The organism is Paenibacillus sp. 453mf (assembly GCF_900116105.1).
GTDB lineage: Bacteria > Bacillota > Bacilli > Paenibacillales > Paenibacillaceae > Paenibacillus > Paenibacillus provencensis.
Genome location: NZ_FPAC01000012.1, coordinates 1 through 19774 on the forward strand (window position 1 = coordinate 1; position 19774 = coordinate 19774).

Sequence of the window (19774 nt, forward strand, 5' to 3'; positions counted from 1 at the left end):
TCTTAACGAATATTGAAAAGAGCGATAAGCTCATTTAGAAAAACTGACGAGAACATTATGTTCTCTTTATTTTGCTCCATCATTCATACGGTCTTGCGACACATACCGAATGATCTCGCTAAGCATTTTCGAAGAAAATGCTGCTCACTCGTTGTTCAGTTTTCAAAGATCAATTTCTCTCGCTCGCCTTCATTTTCTCTCAGCGGCGACTTTTATAATATATCATAGATGATGTTATTTCGTCAATAGTTTTTTTAAAAAATGTTATTCTATCAAACTATCAATTTCTCAACGCTCATCCCCGTCAACGCGACAGGAATTATAGATTATCACATACCAAGATCTAATGCAATACTTTTTTAGAAATTAAATAAGCAGCTCATAAAGAGCTGCTTGATCCTAAATAGAATGTTATCTCTTAAGCCATGGATTTCTGCGCGCCTTTTTTAATCCAGATCCTTTGCTGCTTTGGTTTCTATTTGATGAGGTACGCTTTTTAGCACTGGATGACACCATCGCTTTTTTAGTTTTACTCTTTCCGACTGTTGTTTTTGCTTTAATAGACATCTGTGCATCCTCTATCTTTGGAAGCTCGCTCAAGCTATCTAAGTTAATGCCTGTTTGTTGTTCGGCAATATCGCTTTTTCCATCTACTACATTCTGTACAGCTGTGTTGTTATACGGTTGATTGTAATAGTCTACATAAGAAACTTGAGGTCCGTATTCATTAGGTCTGTAATAGTTCGTATACTGCGGCTGACGTCCATACGCCTCTGGATGCAATGCAGGCTGCTGATTCTGTGCTGTCGCTGCCTTCCATTCCGACTCCGCTTGAGCATAGCTGTATGGCAAAGCTACAGGTTGACCGCATCCGCAATCCCCATATTGATCTCCATGTACAAGAGCATAATCCACAATATATCCGCCATGCTCGTATGTGGTATAAGATCCATCCGACTGATCATAGACACCTTGAACCATAGGAGATTGCTCACCATAAGGAACAGTACCTTCATGCGAACCATAATGCCCCGCTGGAGCAACTGGATGCTGACCATACGGCTGATGGAATCCCGGCCAATGTCCGGCGTGCCCTTTTCCGTAATGCTTATCTTCATAGAATGGCATCATCATTCCGTGTGTTGGGTAACATGAATCGCAATAACCGTAATCGGGTTTTTTAACAGGTGCTGGAAGCGGCATCGGTTTAACCATTTCAGGCTGTTTTACAGGCTTAGGCAAAGGTTTGGGTGGCGGGGCTACTGGTTTAAACTCCTTTTTAGGTGCAGGCGGCATTGGCTTCATCATCTCAGGCTTCGGAGCGGGAGCAATCGGCTTTGTAATCTCGGCTTTGGGAGGTACCGGCTTCGGTTTGGTCACTTCTGCCTTTGGAGGAGTCGGTGCAGGTTTAGTTATTTCTGCTTTTGGCTGTTCTGGCTTCGGTTTGGTCAACTCGGCTTTGGGTGCGGTCAATTTTGGCTTCGTTAATTCGGCTTTTGGCGCGACTGGTGCTTCTGGCATCGTTGGCAGCTTAGGAAGCTGAGGATAATTAGGCAAAGCATCCAATGGAACAATTTCTTCTTTTACGCCTGTATACTGCTCACTTCCCACTGTTGTTTTTGGAGATGTACCGGTGTGGGTTTGACCCATTTGTGTATTTGTTCCCATTTCCTTATTAGCGGATGTCCCGGCAGGAATCTTCACCGTTTCTCCTACCAATAGTACATTCGGGTTTTTCAGCTGCGGATTAGCAGCAATTAAATCCTGAAGAGGAATTCCCCATGCTTTGGACAATTTCCAGAGCGAGTCTCCTTGTACTACGGTATGGGAGTGTATAATCATATTTCCTGGTGGTGCAGTTACCGGTGCCGATGGAATCTTGACTTTCATCCCGATCGTTAATTCATTAGGGTTTGCAATTTCCGGATTTGCGCTAATCATCGTTTCTAAAGATACATTATACTTTTGAGACAGCTTATATAATGTATCTCCTTCTTTTACAATATGGATTTTCACAGGCCCAAAACCTCCTCACGTTTCTTCAGGCATGATATTCGCCCGTTCTTTCGTTACTCTCATCCTATGCAGCATCCGAACAAATGACATCATTATCATAAAAAAATCCTCTTCTAGGCAGCAATCCCTTTAAAAAGAGACTACATGCGAAGAAGAGGATCTTATCCGCCTATCACGCAGCAGCACTAATCTGCAAATACTTTATACCCGTCTTTATCTACAACTTGGCGAAACTCCTCAAGCAGCTGGAGTGTAATCGGACCAGCAACACCGGTACCAATCGTTCTGCCATCTACCTTATAAGCAGCGATAACTTCAGCGGCAGTACCCGTAAAGAACACTTCGTCTGCTACATATACATCATGCAATGTGAAGGGCTGCTCCTTGAAGGGCAAACCTATTTTGTCTGCGAGTTCAATAATGGCATTTCGAGTAATGCCTTCTAGCGCACCCAAATAACATGGAGGCGTAATGAGAACCCCATTTTTGACGATAAAAATATTATCTGAGGAACCTTCTGTAACGTAGCCTTGCGAATTCAGCATAATTGCTTCTCCAACACCAGCGTGATTCGACTGAATTTTGACCAGCACATTATTCAAGTAGTTCAATGACTTGATCTTAGGATTGAGTGCATCTGGGATGTTGCGGCGCTGCGAAACCGAGATTGTTCTTAAGCCCTTGAGATACGCTTCCTCTGGGTAAATGGACAGCTCTTCTACAATGATGACGACACTTGCCTTTTCGCACCGAAGTGGATCAATTCCAAGGTTACCGTAACCGCGCGATACAACGAGCCGTATATATCCATTTCTCATTTCGTTGCGACGAATGGTTTCAGCCATGGCCTCCCGCATCTCATCATGAGACAAAGGAATATCCAGCATGATGGATTTTGCGGAATCATAGAGACGATCTAAGTGCTCCTTGCATTTAAAAATATTTCCGTTGTATATCCGAATCCCTTCAAAAATCCCGTCACCATATAAAAATCCATGATCAAAAACGGATACTTTTGCATTTTCCTTCGTCACATACTGACCATCAAGATAAATCCACTGTTCTGCTGCCATAACGAGTGACACCTCCGCATTATTGTCCTGTATATACATAGCAAGGATAAGAACCCAGTACGCGAACCTGGCATCCCAGAGCTTCAATCTCTGAAATAGCTGCAGGAAGAAGTACCGAATCCATTGATTCCATTACATCAATATAGAAATAATAGTTACCGAGCTTCTTTTTCGTTGGTCTGGACTCAATCCGAGACAAATTCAGTCTGCGCCAAGCAAAAGCCGATAATACCTGATGAAGCGCTCCAGGAAAATCTTCTGGAGGTGTGATAAGTATGCTTGTCTTCTGATGATCCGCCTCTCGCTGCAGATTAACCGCATCTGGACCAATTAACACAAACCGGGTGTAGTTGTTATCATGATCCGTAACCCGCTCAGCCATGATATCCAATCCATGTTTCGCTGCAGCCAGTCTCGTAGCAATGGCCGCCCAGCCTTGACCCGGGTTCTTCTTCACAATCTCTACTGCCTCTGCTGTACTGCCTACACTTTCAAGCTCTGCCTGTGGAGCATAAGTGCGGATAAACTGCTGACATTGAGGGATAGCTACGGGATGAGACATGATTTTGCGGATTTTCGTAAAGTCCATATCTCCCGCTGTATTCAGAAATTCATTTCGATCGCCAATTAAATTCTGAATAGAGGGGTAAACCCATTCGCATTGCATAGGGATATCCACTTCATGTACAAGCCAATCCATATGTAGACTAACCGACCCATCTATTGTATTTTCCACCGGTATAACACTGTAGTCACTCTCTCCTCGTTCCGTAGATCGAAATACATCCGATATCAGCTTGAAGTGTTTGCCTTCATATGGCTCGTCTCCTAGCAAAAAATCGAGCGCTTCATGTGACACGGTGCCTTCAGGTAGTATTGCAACTCGTTTCATGCTTTAACTTCCCCTTTTATCATATCCATAAATGTACCTTCTTGCTCGTCAGATACAAGCTGTGCACCCTGCAGATCTGGTTTGATCCACATCGTATCTGCTTCAATTCCTTGGGCTCGCATAGTCTCAACCATATAAGTTTCAAGGCCATGCTTATCCCGCTCTTCTTGATGTACGAAAGCGAGTACCGTCGGACCCGCGCCGCTTAGAGCTGCTCCTAGAGCCCCTTTTCGCGGTGCTTCCTCCAGTATTTCGGCCATCCCGGGAACAAGGGCAGCCCGGTAGGGCTGATGCAGCTTATCCTTCATCGCCGCACTTAACAGATCGTAACGACCACTCGCCAAGGCGCCGACCAGCATTGAGGTTCGCCCGATATTATAGACCGCATCCTGAAATGAAAGCTCGCGCGGCAATGCTTCTCTTGCCTTCGTTGTCGACAATTCAAACTGCGGAATCACAACAAGCACTTCCAATTGTTCAGGCGGATTAAACGATATATGATGTGCCGAAGTACCATCCCATGCACAGACAGCAAAACCGCCAAACAGCGAGGCCCCCACATTGTCGGGGTGCTTCTCTATTTGCGTGGCCATCGTGAACAGCTCTTCCCGCATCAAAGGTGACCCAATGAGTTCGTTAGCTGCGACCATAGCACCTATAATCGTCGTCGCGCTGCTTCCAAGCCCCCGTGTAAGAGGAATTTCGGAATACATAGAAATCTCAAGCTCAGGAACAAGGACTCCTGCTTTATTAAATACAGCTTGTGCCACTTTATAGACAAGGTTCGTCTTATCCGTAGGAATCCCCTTCAAATGTTCGCCATGCAGAGAGATAGTAGTCTCCTCTGCCCTCTTCATCTCCACATAAGAATATAAGCTGAGCGCCATCCCCAAAGAATCAAAACCTGGGCCTAAGTTAGCTGTACTCGCCGGGATTTTTACTCTTACGCTGTTCTTCATTCTATTCGGTCCTCCTCGAAAGTAACGGGAAAGATCATCCTTCTACCCGGTAAACACTCTTCACTTTACGAATAACACTAAGCGTTTCAAAGTGCTTCAGCACTTTATCCATGCTTGCTTTACTCGCATTATGGGTAACAATAATGATCTCGGCATCCGGATTCTGTTCATTCGGCTGCTGCACAACGGAAGCAAGACTGACGTTATACTCAGCAAATATTTGGGTAATTTGAGCAAGCACACCTGCTTTGTCATCGACATGCAGCAGGATGAAATTTTTATAAGAAATATGCTCATCTTGTATCAGATGCTTCTCTTTATAAGGGCTGATGGATTTCAGGCCGCTCACTCCGAGCTTCAAATTACGGATTACAGATACCAAGTCAGCTACAACAGAAGTAGCCGTAGGCAGTTCACCCGCACCTGCTCCATAGAACATCGTTTCTCCAACGGCTTCACCGTGAACAAATACCGCATTAAATACTCCGTTGACTGAGGCCAGAGGATGCTGCTGTCTCACCATCGTTGGCTCTACACTGATTGAGATTTGGTCATCTTGTCGCTCTGCAATACCTAACAGCTTCATTTCATATCCAAGTCTCTTAGCGTAAGCAATATCCTCTTTGGTAACACCAGAAATTCCGCTGACTGACACATCCCGAAGCTCGACGTTTGTATGGAACCCAAGCGTGCCGAGAATGGCCATCTTACGTGCGGCATCTAGCCCTTCTACGTCCGAGGTAGGATCGGATTCTGCATAACCAAGTGCCTGTGCCTCTGTTAGGACTTCATCATACGAAGCCCCTTCCTGACTCATCTTGGTTAATATGAAGTTCGTGGTCCCGTTAACGATCCCCATAATTCGTGTGATTCGGTCAGACGAGAAGCCCTCAATCAACGTACGAATGATCGGAATACCACCAGCAACACTAGCTTCATAATAGACGTCACAGCGCTTCTCCTCAGCTTTTGCTAAAATTTCCGCACCAAAGAGCGCCATCAAATCCTTGTTTGCCGTCACGATATGCTTGCCCCGCTCTAGCGCTTCAAGAATGTATTCTTTTGTTTTCTCCACTCCGCCCATGACTTCGACAATAACATCAATCTCAGGATTACGAATAACTTCCCATGGATCTTCTGTTAATTTATCAGCATCCACTGTAATATTACGAGCCTTGACCAGATTCTTCACAGCTACTTTTTCAATAACGATAGGAGAGCCGACTTGACTGCTCAGATCCTCCTGATTCCCTTCCACGATTCGTATTACACCTGTGCCTACAGTACCTAATCCAAGCAAACCCACCTTAATCGGTTTCATCTTCTCATCCCCTTTATGTACCTAGAGTATCTCCTCTACCCCTGACCTATCAAGCGTGTTCGTTTGACTCCAGGAACCTGCGAGAATTGCTCCAACATCTCGCCAAGGTCTCCACTGAGCCGAGAAGTTTCTACTGAAATAACTACATTAGCACGCCCTTGGAGCGGAATGCTCTGATGAATGGTAAGCACATTGCCTCCATATGATGCCACATGCGATAGCACTTGGGACAGCATCCCAGACTCATGCTCCAGATCAATTGAGATGGTGACAATTCTCTCTCTCTCCAGCTGATTGACCAGATGAATTCCATCCTTGTATTTATAAAATGCACTTCGGCTTAGACCAACACGTTCAGCCGCTTCATGGACAGTCTTTACTTCACCGGAAGCGAGCAGCTGCTTCACCTGCATCGTCTTCACCACGGCTTCTGGCAATATATCTTCACGTACTAAATAATAGTGTTCTTTCAAAAACGTCCTCTCCTCAAAGACTATTGTATTCATATAGTGGACATTATATCGAATCGTATCGAAAAGGGCAATAGACAAATGGAGTCTCTTGCTGCCCATATTCCAAAAAACCGTGGATATCTAAGGAAGATACCCACGGTAATTTCTTGTTTTATTAATAGTAGCTGCTGCTTTCCACAAATTCGAATTCGAAATCGGCAATACGAACGATCGTACCATCCTTCGCACCACGTTTTCTAAGCTCATCATCGACACCCATATGGCGAAGGGTACGCGCAAGCTTCATAATGGCCTCATGCGAATTCAGCTGCATTCGTTTCATCATGCGCTCGATCTTCGGACTTTCCACAATAAACATCTCATTCTCCCGGACAATTTTGAAGCCTTCCTCTTCTTCTTTATCCAGCTTATAAACTTTGCGTTCACTTACTTCTGCCACTTCTTCCACATGCAGTTCCTCCGGCATTTGATCCAGCATGTCTGCTGCCTTATAGAGAAGCTCCTTCACGCCTTGACGGGTAAGGGATGAGATTGGCATAATCTCAATTTCAGGATGAGAAGCATGAAGCTGTTGCTTAAAGTTCTCCAGGTTGTCTGCCGACTCCGGCATATCCATTTTGTTCGCGGCCACAATTTGTGGACGCTCCATCAATTTAGCATTGTACTGATGAAGCTCGTCATTGATCTTGACGAAATCCTCGTATGGGTCTCTGCCCTCAGATCCAGCCATATCGATCACATGAATGATAACGCGAGTACGCTCAACGTGTCTCAGGAACTCATGACCCAGCCCAATACCTTCGCTCGCCCCTTCAATCAGTCCAGGCAAATCCGCCATAACAAAGCTGCGGCCTTCCCCTACATCAACAACACCGAGATTCGGCGTAATCGTTGTAAAGTGGTATGCCCCAATCTTCGGGTTGGCACCCGATACGACGGACAAGAGAGTAGATTTGCCCACACTTGGAAATCCAACCAAGCCTACATCGGCCATAACCTTCATTTCCAGTACAATGTAGCGTTCTTCCCCTTCTTCGCCATTCTCCGCAAGCTCAGGTGCTGGATTCTTCGGAGTTGCAAATCGAATATTCCCTCTTCCGCCTCGACCGCCTCTCGCAACAACAACCTGCTGTCCGTGACGGGTCAAATCAGCGAGCACCTCACCTGAATCTTCATCGGTTACTACCGTTCCCGGCGGGATACGGACAATCATATCCTCCGCATTCGCACCGTGCTGACTTTTATTGCGGCCTTTTTCACCGCGCTTGGCTTTGAAGTGACGTTGGTAGCGGAAATCCATCAGCGTTCTGAGACCTTCGTCTACACGAAAAATAACACTGCCGCCCTTTCCACCGTCCCCACCAGCAGGTCCACCTTCGGGCACATATTTCTCACGACGGAACGATACGAGCCCATCTCCGCCGTCCCCGCCTTTAACATAAATCTTCGCTTTATCTACAAACATAATTATCCCTTCCTTATATCCCACAAGTCACACGAAATTGAATCAGCGCATCCCCTGTCGCAGGCGGCTCCGCTATCACCTTTGTTCCTTGCTTCATCGTATACAAATTACTCCAAGCTTCTGATTCAGACGCTACTCTCTCTCCCTCGAAGCGTACAATAACATCCCCTTGATCCTGACCAAAACGAATTAACAGGTGACGAATTTCTCCCCAAGACGATCGGTTGCTGAACTGATAAGCCCTGACTGTATCCGCAATCGTCCCTGTCAGCATTTCACCGTCCTCGGGAGAAATCAAGGTATCCAGCCGCAATCCGTCTTCCACTTCAACACTTAGAACAACAAGACTGCCGCTTATTCTATACGACTGCAAATAAAAAATGAGAGACGGCACGCCCAGCTTTGAAATCTTGCTCTCTTCCGTCATTCTATCCTTTATTCTTTCCACCGTTTGTATTGATTTATCATTCTTTCCTAGACGAATATATCCATACAACACCTGGAGGTCATTCATCCAATCATGTCTGTGATGATTTAACACGGATATCGCTGTATCTTCCATTCTCTGCTGCGTTTGACGGCGCTGCTCTTCAAGCTGCTTGTCCATAGCCTTAAAGACATAATATAGGACAGCTACTAACCAGAACGCAAGCAAAATACAAGAGACCAGAGTCTTAGAGATGATCACCAAAACTAACGGAAATATGACCGAACAAGATACCGCTAAGGGCACTTTTTTCCAGTAATTCATGACTTCTCCCCGTTCATCAATGTTAACCCCATTATAATATAAAGGTCATAAAGGCAGTATATCACAGACGATGTTGCCAAACAGTATCAAAAACAAAAACATCTTAGCACATTCGAAAATGAACCAAGGTGAGCTGATTGCCTGAATAAAAAAAGCCTCCGGCAAACATGCCGAAGGCTCCTTAGGCGAAAATGCCTATTACGCTTCTACTGCAGCTGCTACAGGAGCAACTTCAATAGGGTAGACGCTCACTTTTTTACGATCGCGGCCCCAACGTTCAAATTTCACAACGCCGTCTACTTTCGCAAACAAAGTATCGTCTTTACCGATTCCTACGTTCGTTCCTGGGTGGATTTTAGTACCACGTTGACGAACAAGGATGCTGCCGCCAGTCACTGCCTGACCGTCTGCACGCTTAACGCCAAGACGTTTGGACTCGGAATCACGACCGTTCTTTGTGGAACCCACACCTTTTTTGGATGCGAACAACTGAAGATCCAATTTTAACATTGTAGTCTACCTCCTTCTTTAGTTATTATGCTGCTTTATCTGAATATACTCTCCGTACGAATCAACGATCGATTTCAGCATCACCACAAGTGATTCAAGCAGCAACTGAATCTGGGAATGAATATCGACTGACAACTCGGCTCCTTCCGGAACATATGCGCTCAGAAAGCCATGCTCCATCTCGGCATCGAGCTCAACACCTGTAAGTGTCTCAATCGAATTAGCCGTGCCAACTGTCACTGCGGAAACTCCCGCACATACAATATCTTCACCAGCTTTAGCATAATTCGCATGACCTTTCACGGAAAAGCCGCGAATGCTGCCGTCACTCAAACGAAAGATGTGTACAGTAATCACTGTTTACACCCACTTACGCTTGGATTTTGCCGATAGTTACTTTAGTGTAAGGTTGACGATGACCTTGTTTCACATGGTAGTTCTTCTTAGGCTTGTATTTGTATACAACAACCTTTTGACCTTTGCCATGCTTCTCAACAGTCGCTGTTACAGTTGCGCCGGAAACAACCGGTGTACCTGCAGTCAAACCATTGTCGTTAGAAACAGCCAACACGCGGTCAAACGTTACAGTTTCACCGTCTGCAGCGTTCAATTTCTCGATGTAAAGAACATCGCCTTCTTGAACTTTGTACTGTTTACCACCAGTTTCAATAATTGCGTACATTTGCTTGCACCTCCTCATGTCTCAGACTCGCCTAATCCAGGTGATCCTGCCTCAAAAAGCAGAATACTTCCAACCCGATCGGAGCGGTTACAGCATGTGCAGCAACTTAATACTAGACACATACCTGAAGATTATATCACGAGTCTATACTCAAATCAATGATTTTGCAATATTCGTTCAGCTCTATGAGCGCTTGTGCTTAGTCACTGATTACTCCAGTGCCAAGCTGCTCTCCTCCCTTACCTTCTTGCGGGTAAGCTCCAGCAGACCAAGCCTTGTCCATCCTACGACGTGAGATTTCGTACGATCCTTCTGGAGCTCACGCTCCAGTGTGAGCATAACCTCATCCCGGTGTCGTTCGAATTCCATGTCAATAAAATCAATAATGATGATTCCTCCGATATCCCGGAGTCTGAGCAGTCTGGCTATTTCAATAGCTGCTTGAATATTCGTCTTCGTTACCGTCTCTTCCAGGTTTCGACCGCCTATATATTTACCTGTATTAACATCAATGACTGTCAGAGCTTCGGTATGGTCAATAACGACATAGCCGCCACCTTCAAGCCACACCTTTCTTTTGAAGTCCCTTATCAGTTGCTCCTGAACACCATATGCTTCAAAAACAGGCTTATCCCCGTGATAAACATGAAGATTGGGTACTCCATTCAAGGCGACCTCCTGATAGAACAGCTTGGCTTCTTTGGCCTGCTGCTCGTTATCAATTACAAACTCATCACTATGCGCAGTATGACTGTCTCGAATAAATCTCTGCAGAATGCTGAGATCCTGATGCAGCAGTCGCGGAGCATTATTCATGCTGGCTTTTTGCTCAATCCTCTGCCATACCTTGCGCAGCTGAATTAGATCACCTTCAATTGCTTCTAAACTCTCATGCTCAGAAACGGTTCGTATAATCATACCCTCTTCATCCAGTTTGCAACGTTCAGCGATACTTTTGAGACGAGATCTTTCACCCTCTTTAGCAATTTTCTTGGATACCGCTATATATCCCGCCATCGGCATATAAACGATCCATCGACCGGGTAATGCATAGTGTGTTGTTACTCTTGCCCCTTTTCCGCCTACCGGCTCCTTGAACACTTGAACGATAATATCCTGACCCACGTGAAGTAGCTCTGTAATGGCCGGCTTGATCTTGGGCTGCTTGTCCAGATGGGGATGCAGTACATCATCAATATATAAAAAGGCATTTTTCTTTTGCCCGATATCAACAAAGGCAGCCTGCATACCTGGAAGCACATTGACTACACGTCCCTTAAAAAAGGAACCGAGCAGCCCCCTTTCACCCGCCCGTTCCGCTGCATATTCAACTACTTTACCTTCCTCCAGAAGAGCCATTCGAATAAGATTTGGTTCATAGTTCACAATCGTTTGCTTCATGGCTTCACCTCTAGAGTACTCTTTTAGAGAGAAGATAGGGGCATTCGTTTGCGCTCTCCTATTTTGTAAATTACGTTCTTTTATCAAAATACGACTTGATTACGCGCTGCTCTGGCAGAACGCCAACAATATTCCCATGCTTGTCCATCACATATATCATATGATATTTCTCTCTCTTAAATAAACGCAAGATATTGTCCAAAGGTTTCGCTGGCATCGAAATTATTGGCTGTGCCAAACTCCCGGAAGAGGCATGTACTGAAAATAGAATATCTCTGTTCATCAAAAAGCGCACGAATCGATAAGGGATATTCCGATAATCCACGATGTTGGAATAAAGGAGAAAGGAGCCCATCATAGCCAGGTTTAGATCCACCATTCCTTGTCCCCTCATTAGCGGCAAAAAGGCATAGGTCAGCATCAAGGCACTGAAAATGATGCTGATCTTATAAGTGTCGAGTAGTGTTCTATGATAAGGCAAGAAGATACTCAGCAAGGCTTGTATAATCTTCCCCCCGTCCAGAGGCAGGATCGGCAGCAGATTAAATAGAGCAATGATGACGTTTGAGGAAATAAAATAATGCAGAAATTCTCCGTCCCACATGCCTGTAGCGTACATCGCATAAGCTGCTGCAATCATCATTACATTTTGGAGAGGACCAGCCAGTGAAATCAGGATCTCTTTCCTGGCCGTCAGGTCTCCCCGATCCTCAATCGTTGCCACTCCGCCAAAAGGAAGCATCTGAATGGAATTAACCCGAATTCCAAGTAACAAAGCGCAGCTCGCATGACCCAGCTCATGGATAAATACGATCGCAAATAACGTCAACAGCTCAACGAATCGGCCAGTTACTACAGAGAGCATCATGACAAGCACAAATACCGGATGCAGGGATAACCGGATCCCCATTACATTAATCAAAAGCAATCACTTCCGCTGGATCAATATAGACGTCCCCATCCTTTACAGCAAAATACAAGGTCTGATCATGCTCTAAAGTGCCTGCAGGGATCTGACCGATCTTCCCACCTTCTTCAACCCAAGAGCCCGTTTCCAGCTTGGTCTCTGCAAGACGTCCATAAATGCCCGTAAGCCCGCCTGTATGCTGAACGACTACCGTCGTTCCTGTCTCGGGGTTGTTGATTACCTGGATTACTCGTCCTGCATCAATGCTGTCAACTTGAAAAACGCCCCCACCCTCAGAATTGGGAACAATCTCTACCCCTTCCATCGTTATAGCAAAGGGCTGAGCAATTGTTCCTGCAATGGGAGGAGACAATTTACGGGAAGCCGTCACTTTCAGTGGAGATGCGCCATCATTTTCAAAGATCGGCAAGAAGGAAGGCGCGCCTCCAAAATGGTCAGTGTACCAGGCTGCCGCTGCTTGAAAATCCATTTCCTGATGCAGGCTGTCTGCCACAAAGAATTTGGCTCTTTCCAAAAAAGGAGCATCCCACTGAAACGCGCCCCAGATCGCACCAAATAAAATGCCGCTGATGACAATTCGCTTAAGCAGTCCGTTTAGAAAACGGGGTTGATGATCAGGGCCCTCGTGGTAAGTCTCATCCTCTAACCATCTTCTGCGATCTTTCTTCCATAACAACTCAGGATCTCGCTCAGCGATATTTACATCTGCTTCTTCATACGATTGGAACCGAGAAGGAGGCTGTTCTGCCTGCGGCACCCCTCTCCTGTCTATAGGTCGCCCTTGTTCTATGGTCTTCGAACTCTGTTTATCGCGGGTATCTTCTACATCAAGAAGCTGTCTGATCCGTTCCTGTCTTCGCTGTTTAATATTGGCTTTAATGTTCATCCCAATTGTCCTCCTTGTGAGGATTCACTTTAACTGTTACATCTTATGAATACGGACGAGCAATTATGAACAAGCCTCAGATCGTACATACAAAAAAGCACCATGAGCTCTAAAGCCCAGGTGCTATTGTCTTGGTTTCTTTATTCTGCAGATCGTATTTTTCCTGATGCAGCTTGATGCTCATGACGATTCCGATACTAAGCATGTTGATTAACAGGGAAGTCCCGCCATAGCTAATGAAGGGTAGCGTGATGCCGGTAATCGGCATTAGCCCGACCATCATACCTACATTTTCATATACCTGAAAAATAAACATGGTCGCGATCCCAATAATAATATAAGCCCCTCGTTTATCATAACAAGCTGCTGCGATTCGGATCAAACGATAGATCAGCGCAAAATACATAAGCAGAACAAACGCGCTTCCCAAAAATCCAAACTCTTCGCCAATGACAACAAATATGGAATCCGAATACGGATACGGGATAAAATGATTGTTCTTAAGTTCACCTTGCTTAAACCCATCCCCCGCCAGTCCGCCAGTTCCTATTGCAATGATTGCATAACTGGATTGGTGTCTATCATCACTTGAAGCCTCACCCGGATTGAGAAAGGTATTGATACGCTGATACCAATGCAATCGATTCTGTTCCTCAAGTGCTTCTCTAATCTGATCATTAAAGGTATTAAACAAGGTCACAAATAGGATCAGTGCAGCAAGAACTGTCGTAATGCCTATCAAGACATGCTTATAGCGTGTTCCCGCAATCCACAGCATCCCGACAAATACAACCAAATAAATGATGGCATTCCCCAAGTCCGGCTGAATCAGCACCAGTACAAAAGGAACAAGAACGATGAGAGCGGCGGGAATAATATCTGCCCTGAACCTAAGCGGTTCTCCCCCCCTCTTGCCGAGCATGTATGCAGAGATGAGGATAAGCACCAGCTTGACCAATTCAGCAGGCTGGAACAGCAATCCTCCCGGAAGCTTAAACCAGCTCTTTGCGCCATTCACTTCTGCCCCGATAAAGAATAGGAGAATGATCAGGAACAAGCCTATTCCGTATATAACGAAGCTATACTTGAGCAAAGCCCGATAATCGACTAAAGCGATTCCCAGCACAATGATGAATCCAAGGATGTAAAAGAGCGCAGTCCTTATATCATAACCCTCGAATTCCGGCGTTGGAATAATGGCACTATGTACAACCATTGTACTTACCAGCATAAATAAAACGAGAACTGCCACTAGTGTCCAGTCCAGTTCTTTCCATTTGCGAAACAAATTGCATCAACCCATTCCGAAAAACTTCTTAAACCGTGTAAAGACACCTTTCTTTTGTTCGAGCAGCATAAGCGGTACCGTATCGCCAAGAATGCGTCTTGCGATATTTCGATAGGCCATGGCAGCTTGCGAGTTCGGATTCATCACGGTGGGTTCACCAGAATTGGCTGCTTTAATAACAAGCTCATCATCAGGAACAATCCCAATAAGATCAATATTAAGCACCTGTAAAATACTATCGATATCCAGCATATCGCCGGTTTTGACCATATTATTCCGAATCCGGTTAACGACCAGCTTTGGAGATCCGACATGCGAGCTTTCGAGCAGCCCGATTACTCGGTCCGCATCACGAACTGCAGCATTCTCTGGTGTAGTTACAACAATAGCCTGATCGGCACCTGCAATTGCGTTCTTAAACCCTTGTTCAATACCTGCTGGACAGTCGATAATGACATACTCAAAATCTTTTTTGAGCTCCAGCACAATATCCTTTACCTGATCAGGTGTAACCGAGTTTTTATCTTTTGTCTGCGCAGCCGGCAGCATATATAATTCATCAAAGCGCTTGTCTTTGACCAAGGCTTGGTTCAATCGGCATCTGCCTTCTGCTACATCCACCAGATCGTAGATGATTCGATTCTCGAGTCCCATAACGACATCCAGATTTCGAAGGCCAATGTCTGTATCTACCAGACATACTTTTTTACCAAGCAGCGCAAGTGCAGTGCCAATGTTGGCAGATGTGGTTGTTTTGCCGACACCGCCTTTTCCTGAAGTGACAACAATCGCCTCTCCCATGTATGCTACACCCCTTTAAACACGTTAAAATCACGGTGCAACCGAACGATATTGCTCGTTTTGTCGATCTGCATTTGTCCGTTCTGCAAGTAAGCAAACTCCATTCCTGCTTCTCTTTGCTCCCATTCATCCGGGGGACGGCTGATAACCTCTGCGATTCGAAGCTGCGTCGGGGCAAAATAAGATGCACATATAATTGCATCCTCATTACCCTTGTTTCCCGCATGCGCCATTCCGCGAAGTGCACCCATAATATAAATATTACCCGTGCAGCTCACACTACCGCCAGGATTGACATCACCAAGAAGCAGCAAGTTTCCTTCATGGTGAAGCACTTGACCGGAACGCACAATACCGGTAATGGTTGTCAGAGCCGAAGCCCCTTTCTCATCCGGTTCAGCGTCCGGGGATTCAATGGAACGTATGAGCAAATTGCCTTTTTGCTTCAAAATATGAAGAATTTCTTCTTTCTGCTCTTCGGTCACAATTCGAGATCCAAGCTTTACATCGACATGAATAATAGGACCGGACAATATATTTTGATGGCTATGTTCAAGCTTAAAGCGAAGTTCGCTCAGCAGTTCCTCCAAATCACACTCGTCATCCATCAGGAATACCAGGCCATCTTTGATGCCTTTGATCGTCACATGATTTGATTTTACTGTCATAAGCCTGTCCCTCCCATCTCAAACATTCGTGCCGAAGCGCAGCAGTTCCTTCTTTTTGCCTGAAAAGCGTTAGATATTATTACACTTTATCCTTCTTTGTTACTCTACGCCGTGTTAGTCGATCAAGCTGCTTTCGTAGCGGAACATAAATAATCAATGCAAATATAAAATGAATAAACACGGTTGGAATCATGTATTCCAGCAGTGCCCAATTGTAAGATTCTTGATTTAGCCGGAATAGCTTATAGGTAAAAAAGAGAATGGTATCGAACAGCAGACTCCCCAGAATCACCATCATCATCATGACCGGCATCGTAGCTCTTGGGGATTTGAAGAACAAGCCAATCAGATAGGCTGTTAACCCCATTGCAAAGGAATACGGACCAATCATATGGCCATAGAACACCACATCATGAAGCAAACCAAATATAATTCCCAGCACGAGGGCTGAATGGCGATGATAGTATACCGTGACGAACAAAATGGCTATAAACACGAAATTGTGTCCAATTCGAGGAAGCCAGCTGTCCGGGATGATCCAAGGCACGACAGTCCCTTCAATAATAAAGAGCACAAACAACAGAATGATCAGTAACTGCTTCCGCCCGGCCACTATGGAGTTACCTCCGGTGGAATAACAACGAAGACTTCTTTCCAATCAGTAAAGTTCGCTGCTGGCACAATATAGGCTACTTGTGCAAGCCCGAATTCACTCTCCTTAATCTCCTTGACTGTCCCTATAATCATATATTTCGGAAATCCTTCGATAATTCCTGAGGACATAACGACATCTTCTTTTGCAATTTTGGAGTTCTCACTGATTTTGGTCATTTCCAGATAACCCGTTTGCGGGTTATACTTCTCAATCATGCCAAAAGTATCATTCTCTTTGCCTACCACAGTAGCTGCAATGGCATTAGCATCACTTGAGCTTGGATCCAGTGCCGTTAACAGTGTAACCGTAGAAGTGAAATTGCTGACATGGCTGATGGTTCCTGCAAGCCCGTCAAGCGTCGTTACGGCCATCCCTACCTTGAGCCCCGCATTCTCTCCAATATCAATGTTCAAAACCCTGTTGTTCGGATCCGAGTTCACACTGATGACTTGGGCTGTCCGCAGCTTGTAATTATGTCTGTTCTTTTGTTCCTCGGTGAAATCAAGATTCTCCTGAAGCCGCTGATTCGTTTCTGCCAAATTCCCGTATCTCACCGCTTCTTGCTTATATTGTGCGACTGAGGTTTTCAGAATCTCGTTCTCTTCCTGCAGCGACTTAAGATTAGCTATATCCTCGAAGAACCCAGCAACATAGGAAGTCGGTTTATAGAAGACCTGCTGTACGAATCCGACCATATCTTTCGTAAACTTCTCGGGCAGTGATAAGCCTGCTCTCGATCCTACCGTAAAACCCATAAGTGCGATAAAAATGATAATACCAACGAGTAAAATAAACAATCGCTTGTTGCCTAACCATTTAAACAGTTACAACACCCTCTAACATCCTTATTTCGTTATGATGCTAAGCCGATTATAAGCTTCACTTAAAAAGGGAAAGCAAGTACGTAGTGGTCCTATAGCTGTGCGAACCTTAAACTACTGACTTACTATCCCATGGGTAGCAACATCATAAAAATCTGGAGCATAGCTGCATCTCCTTATGCAGCTATGCCTTATCGCTATGAGGCCAGCACGGGTGGATGCAGCCTGCTTAGCTGTGACTTTCAAAGTTTCGTATATTAACGTTTAGATCTGATTGCAGCACTGCTTCTTGTTTTAAACAAATGAATGTTGTCAAGTGCTTTGCCTGTACCAATAGCTACACAATCCAGCGGATTCTCAGCAACGATAACCGGCATTCCTGTTTCACCTGCAAGCAGCTTGTCCAGATTACGAAGCAGAGCTCCTCCTCCTGTCAGCACAATGCCACGGTCCATAATATCCGCAGCCAGCTCAGGCGGGCATTTCTCTAGGGTTACTTTAACAGCTTCAACAATGGAACCCACTGTATCGGCAAGTGCTTCACTAATTTCATCTGAAGTGATTGTAATTGTCTTCGGCAGTCCGGTAACAAGGTCACGTCCACGAATTTCCATCGTTTCTACAGATTCCAACGGAAGTGCAGAACCAATTTCCATCTTGAGCTGTTCCGATGTTCTTTCACCGATCATCAGGTTATATTGGCGTTTGATGTACTGAATGATGGACTCGTCCATCTCATCACCGGCAACACGTACAGAACGGCTTGTCACGATGCCCCCAAGGGAGATAACTGCGACTTCTGTTGTACCTCCGCCGATATCTACGACCATGCTGCCTGTTGGCTCCCATACAGGCAGATCTGCACCGATCGCAGCAGCAAACGGCTCCTCGATTGTGTAAGCCTCTCTTGCTCCCGCTTGTTTCGTAGCATCTTCTACTGCACGTTGTTCTACCGCCGTAATACCAGAAGGAACACATACCATTACGTTCGGATGACGCTGGAAGAAGGAACGCTGCTTCTGAGCTTGGCGAATGAAATATTTAATCATCGTTGCCGTTGTATCAAAATCGGCAATAACTCCATCCTTCATCGGTCTAATGGCACGGATATTGCCAGGAGTACGTCCGATCATTTTTTTTGCAGATTCACCGACAGCTTCAATAACCTGTGTATCTGTACGTAATGCAACAACGGATGGTTCTCTGACAACAATGCCTTTTCCCCGTACGTAAACGAGCGTATTCGCCGTTCCCAAGTCAATCCCCAAATCTTTTGTAAAGCCACCTAACATGCTATTTTCTCCCTTTCTTTACTTGCATTATTTATGCTGCTGTCCCATAACTAAGCCTAGCAGCTGCGTCATTATAATCCGATTCAAAAAAAGCGATCGAAGCGATGAAGGAAAACGCTCCTTGTTATTTACGCTTAATAAAAAAACCGTTAACGTACCACATTATATTATATGAACCCTTGCTCCTTCAAACTTGCATATTTCCCGTCCCCGATAACGATATGATCAAGCACGTCAATTCCTACAATTTCACCAGCTTTGACAAGACGACGCGTCAGCTGTATATCTTCTGGACTCGGGGCAGGATCACCGCTCGGATGATTGTGCGCGCATACGATGGAGGCGCTGCTGCATTTCATGGCAGCCCGGAACACTTCCCTCGGATGAACGATGGAAGCGTTGAGGCTGCCCATAGATAACGTCTCTTGGGAAATCACGTGATTCTTGGTGTTAAGGAAGAGACAGACAAAATGCTCCTTCTGCAGATACCTAAGCTGTTCCATAAGCAAATCAGCCGCATCTCTCGGACTGCGAATGACAGGCCTCTCAGCCAATCTAGTCTGCATTACCCGTTGCCCGAGCTCAATTCCTGCCTTTAGCTGAATCGCTTTGGCGGGACCAATGCCTTTGAGCTGACACAGCTCATCAACGCTCATATCCACCAGATTGCGAAGGCTCCCTGCTTCATTCAGAATGCGCTGAGCGATATGAATGGCCGACTCCTGCTTTGTTCCTGTTCTAAGCAAGATCGCCAGAAGCTCAGTATGACTTAATGCACCCGCCCCTAATTCCATCATGCGTTCTCTCGGGCGCTGTTCTTGGGGGATGTCGCGCAGCATGTACTGTGGCGAACTCATCTTCTCCCTCTTTTCACATAAAAAAACGAACCCGT

General features: G+C 45.4%; 21 protein-coding genes and 1 other annotated feature. All 21 genes read right to left on the minus strand.

The features are described from left to right. Positions 1-411: 411 nt before the first annotated feature. The 21 genes from BM415_RS23390 to radC all read right to left on the minus strand — a co-directional run bounded on the left by BM415_RS23390 (position 412) and on the right by radC (position 19739). Positions 412-2016, minus strand: a complete 1605-nt coding sequence (locus BM415_RS23390) for a LysM peptidoglycan-binding domain-containing protein (protein WP_091161714.1) — start codon at positions 2014-2016, stop codon at positions 412-414. 185 nt (positions 2017-2201) lie between these two features. Next, complete coding sequence (ilvE, locus tag BM415_RS23395; RefSeq protein WP_091161716.1) at positions 2202-3089, minus strand: branched-chain-amino-acid transaminase; 888 nt, start codon at positions 3087-3089, stop codon at positions 2202-2204. Positions 3090-3108: 19 nt separating this feature from the next. Further along, positions 3109-3981: a prephenate dehydratase gene (pheA, locus tag BM415_RS23400; RefSeq protein WP_091161718.1), complete on the minus strand. Its 873-nt coding sequence runs from the start codon at positions 3979-3981 to the stop codon at positions 3109-3111. Then, positions 3978-4940 carry a homoserine kinase gene (gene thrB, locus BM415_RS23405; protein ID WP_091161719.1) on the minus strand — a complete coding sequence of 321 codons (963 nt, stop codon included), beginning with the start codon at positions 4938-4940 and terminating at the stop codon, positions 3978-3980. Before thrB ends, pheA begins: the two co-directional genes overlap by 4 nt. Positions 4941-4974: 34 nt before the next feature. Next, positions 4975-6261, minus strand: coding sequence for a homoserine dehydrogenase (locus tag BM415_RS23410; protein WP_091161721.1), 1287 nt, complete (start codon positions 6259-6261; stop codon positions 4975-4977). Between the two features lie 35 nt (positions 6262-6296). Beyond that, complete coding sequence (locus BM415_RS23415) at positions 6297-6734, minus strand: ACT domain-containing protein (protein WP_091161722.1); 438 nt, start codon at positions 6732-6734, stop codon at positions 6297-6299. A 154-nt stretch (positions 6735-6888) separates the two neighbouring features. Continuing rightward, complete coding sequence (gene obgE / locus BM415_RS23420) at positions 6889-8199, minus strand: GTPase ObgE (RefSeq protein ID WP_091161724.1); 1311 nt, start codon at positions 8197-8199, stop codon at positions 6889-6891. 13 nt (positions 8200-8212) lie between these two features. Further along, positions 8213-8950: a Spo0B domain-containing protein gene (locus BM415_RS23425; protein ID WP_091161725.1), complete on the minus strand. Its 738-nt coding sequence runs from the start codon at positions 8948-8950 to the stop codon at positions 8213-8215. A 198-nt stretch (positions 8951-9148) separates the two neighbouring features. Further along, positions 9149-9460, minus strand: a complete 312-nt coding sequence (gene rpmA, locus BM415_RS23430) for a 50S ribosomal protein L27 (RefSeq protein ID WP_091161727.1) — start codon at positions 9458-9460, stop codon at positions 9149-9151. 18 nt (positions 9461-9478) lie between these two features. Further along, a complete protein-coding gene (locus BM415_RS23435; RefSeq protein ID WP_091161729.1) occupies positions 9479-9817 on the minus strand; it encodes a ribosomal-processing cysteine protease Prp in 339 nt (112 codons plus the stop codon). A gap of 13 nt (positions 9818-9830) precedes the next feature. Next, positions 9831-10142, minus strand: coding sequence for a 50S ribosomal protein L21 (rplU, locus tag BM415_RS23440; RefSeq protein WP_091161730.1), 312 nt, complete (start codon positions 10140-10142; stop codon positions 9831-9833). Between the two features lie 13 nt (positions 10143-10155). After that, positions 10156-10241: a sequence feature (ribosomal protein L21 leader region), on the minus strand. Between the two features lie 111 nt (positions 10242-10352). Next, positions 10353-11543 (minus strand): Rne/Rng family ribonuclease, encoded by a 1191-nt coding sequence (locus tag BM415_RS23445; RefSeq protein WP_091161732.1) that lies wholly within the window; start codon positions 11541-11543, stop codon positions 10353-10355. A 70-nt stretch (positions 11544-11613) separates the two neighbouring features. Next, complete coding sequence (locus BM415_RS23450) at positions 11614-12465, minus strand: M50 family metallopeptidase (RefSeq protein WP_091161733.1); 852 nt, start codon at positions 12463-12465, stop codon at positions 11614-11616. Continuing rightward, positions 12458-13357, minus strand: coding sequence for a M23 family metallopeptidase (locus BM415_RS23455; RefSeq protein ID WP_091161735.1), 900 nt, complete (start codon positions 13355-13357; stop codon positions 12458-12460). Before BM415_RS23455 ends, BM415_RS23450 begins: the two co-directional genes overlap by 8 nt. A 109-nt stretch (positions 13358-13466) precedes the next feature. Continuing rightward, positions 13467-14645, minus strand: coding sequence for an FtsW/RodA/SpoVE family cell cycle protein (locus BM415_RS23460; RefSeq protein WP_091161736.1), 1179 nt, complete (start codon positions 14643-14645; stop codon positions 13467-13469). A 6-nt stretch (positions 14646-14651) separates the two neighbouring features. Beyond that, positions 14652-15446 (minus strand): septum site-determining protein MinD, encoded by a 795-nt coding sequence (gene minD / locus BM415_RS23465; RefSeq protein WP_091161737.1) that lies wholly within the window; start codon positions 15444-15446, stop codon positions 14652-14654. Between the two features lie 5 nt (positions 15447-15451). Next, positions 15452-16114, minus strand: a complete 663-nt coding sequence (gene minC, locus BM415_RS23470; protein WP_091161739.1) for a septum site-determining protein MinC — start codon at positions 16112-16114, stop codon at positions 15452-15454. A gap of 79 nt (positions 16115-16193) precedes the next feature. Continuing rightward, complete coding sequence (gene mreD / locus BM415_RS23475) at positions 16194-16727, minus strand: rod shape-determining protein MreD (RefSeq protein WP_091161741.1); 534 nt, start codon at positions 16725-16727, stop codon at positions 16194-16196. Next, positions 16727-17566 carry a rod shape-determining protein MreC gene (mreC, locus tag BM415_RS23480; RefSeq protein ID WP_091161742.1) on the minus strand — a complete coding sequence of 280 codons (840 nt, stop codon included), beginning with the start codon at positions 17564-17566 and terminating at the stop codon, positions 16727-16729. Before mreC ends, mreD begins: the two co-directional genes overlap by 1 nt. A 281-nt stretch (positions 17567-17847) precedes the next feature. Further along, complete coding sequence (locus BM415_RS23485) at positions 17848-18882, minus strand: rod shape-determining protein (RefSeq protein ID WP_091161744.1); 1035 nt, start codon at positions 18880-18882, stop codon at positions 17848-17850. A gap of 167 nt (positions 18883-19049) precedes the next feature. Next, a complete protein-coding gene (gene radC / locus BM415_RS23490) occupies positions 19050-19739 on the minus strand; it encodes a RadC family protein (RefSeq protein WP_091161747.1) in 690 nt (229 codons plus the stop codon). Positions 19740-19774: the final 35 nt, after the last annotated feature.

Excerpts from the sequence above, each read along its gene's own strand:
- rplU (WP_091161730.1), bottom strand. The coding sequence starts at position 10,142 with ATGTACGCAATTATTGAAACTGGTGGTAAACAGTACAAAGTTCAAGAA.
- BM415_RS23445 (WP_091161732.1), bottom strand. The coding sequence starts at position 11,543 with ATGAAGCAAACGATTGTGAACTATGAACCAAATCTTATTCGAATGGCT.
- BM415_RS23425 (WP_091161725.1), bottom strand. The coding sequence starts at position 8,950 with ATGAATTACTGGAAAAAAGTGCCCTTAGCGGTATCTTGTTCGGTCATA.
- BM415_RS23455 (WP_091161735.1), bottom strand. The coding sequence starts at position 13,357 with ATGAACATTAAAGCCAATATTAAACAGCGAAGACAGGAACGGATCAGA.
- thrB (WP_091161719.1), bottom strand. The coding sequence starts at position 4,940 with ATGAAGAACAGCGTAAGAGTAAAAATCCCGGCGAGTACAGCTAACTTA.
- minC (WP_091161739.1), bottom strand. The coding sequence starts at position 16,114 with ATGACAGTAAAATCAAATCATGTGACGATCAAAGGCATCAAAGATGGC.
- radC (WP_091161747.1), bottom strand. The coding sequence starts at position 19,739 with ATGAGTTCGCCACAGTACATGCTGCGCGACATCCCCCAAGAACAGCGC.
- minD (WP_091161737.1), bottom strand. The coding sequence starts at position 15,446 with ATGGGAGAGGCGATTGTTGTCACTTCAGGAAAAGGCGGTGTCGGCAAA.
- pheA (WP_091161718.1), bottom strand. The coding sequence starts at position 3,981 with ATGAAACGAGTTGCAATACTACCTGAAGGCACCGTGTCACATGAAGCG.
- obgE (WP_091161724.1), bottom strand. The coding sequence starts at position 8,199 with ATGTTTGTAGATAAAGCGAAGATTTATGTTAAAGGCGGGGACGGCGGA.
- ilvE (WP_091161716.1), bottom strand. The coding sequence starts at position 3,089 with ATGGCAGCAGAACAGTGGATTTATCTTGATGGTCAGTATGTGACGAAG.
- BM415_RS23485 (WP_091161744.1), bottom strand. The coding sequence starts at position 18,882 with ATGTTAGGTGGCTTTACAAAAGATTTGGGGATTGACTTGGGAACGGCG.
- rpmA (WP_091161727.1), bottom strand. The coding sequence starts at position 9,460 with ATGTTAAAATTGGATCTTCAGTTGTTCGCATCCAAAAAAGGTGTGGGT.
- BM415_RS23410 (WP_091161721.1), bottom strand. The coding sequence starts at position 6,261 with ATGAAACCGATTAAGGTGGGTTTGCTTGGATTAGGTACTGTAGGCACA.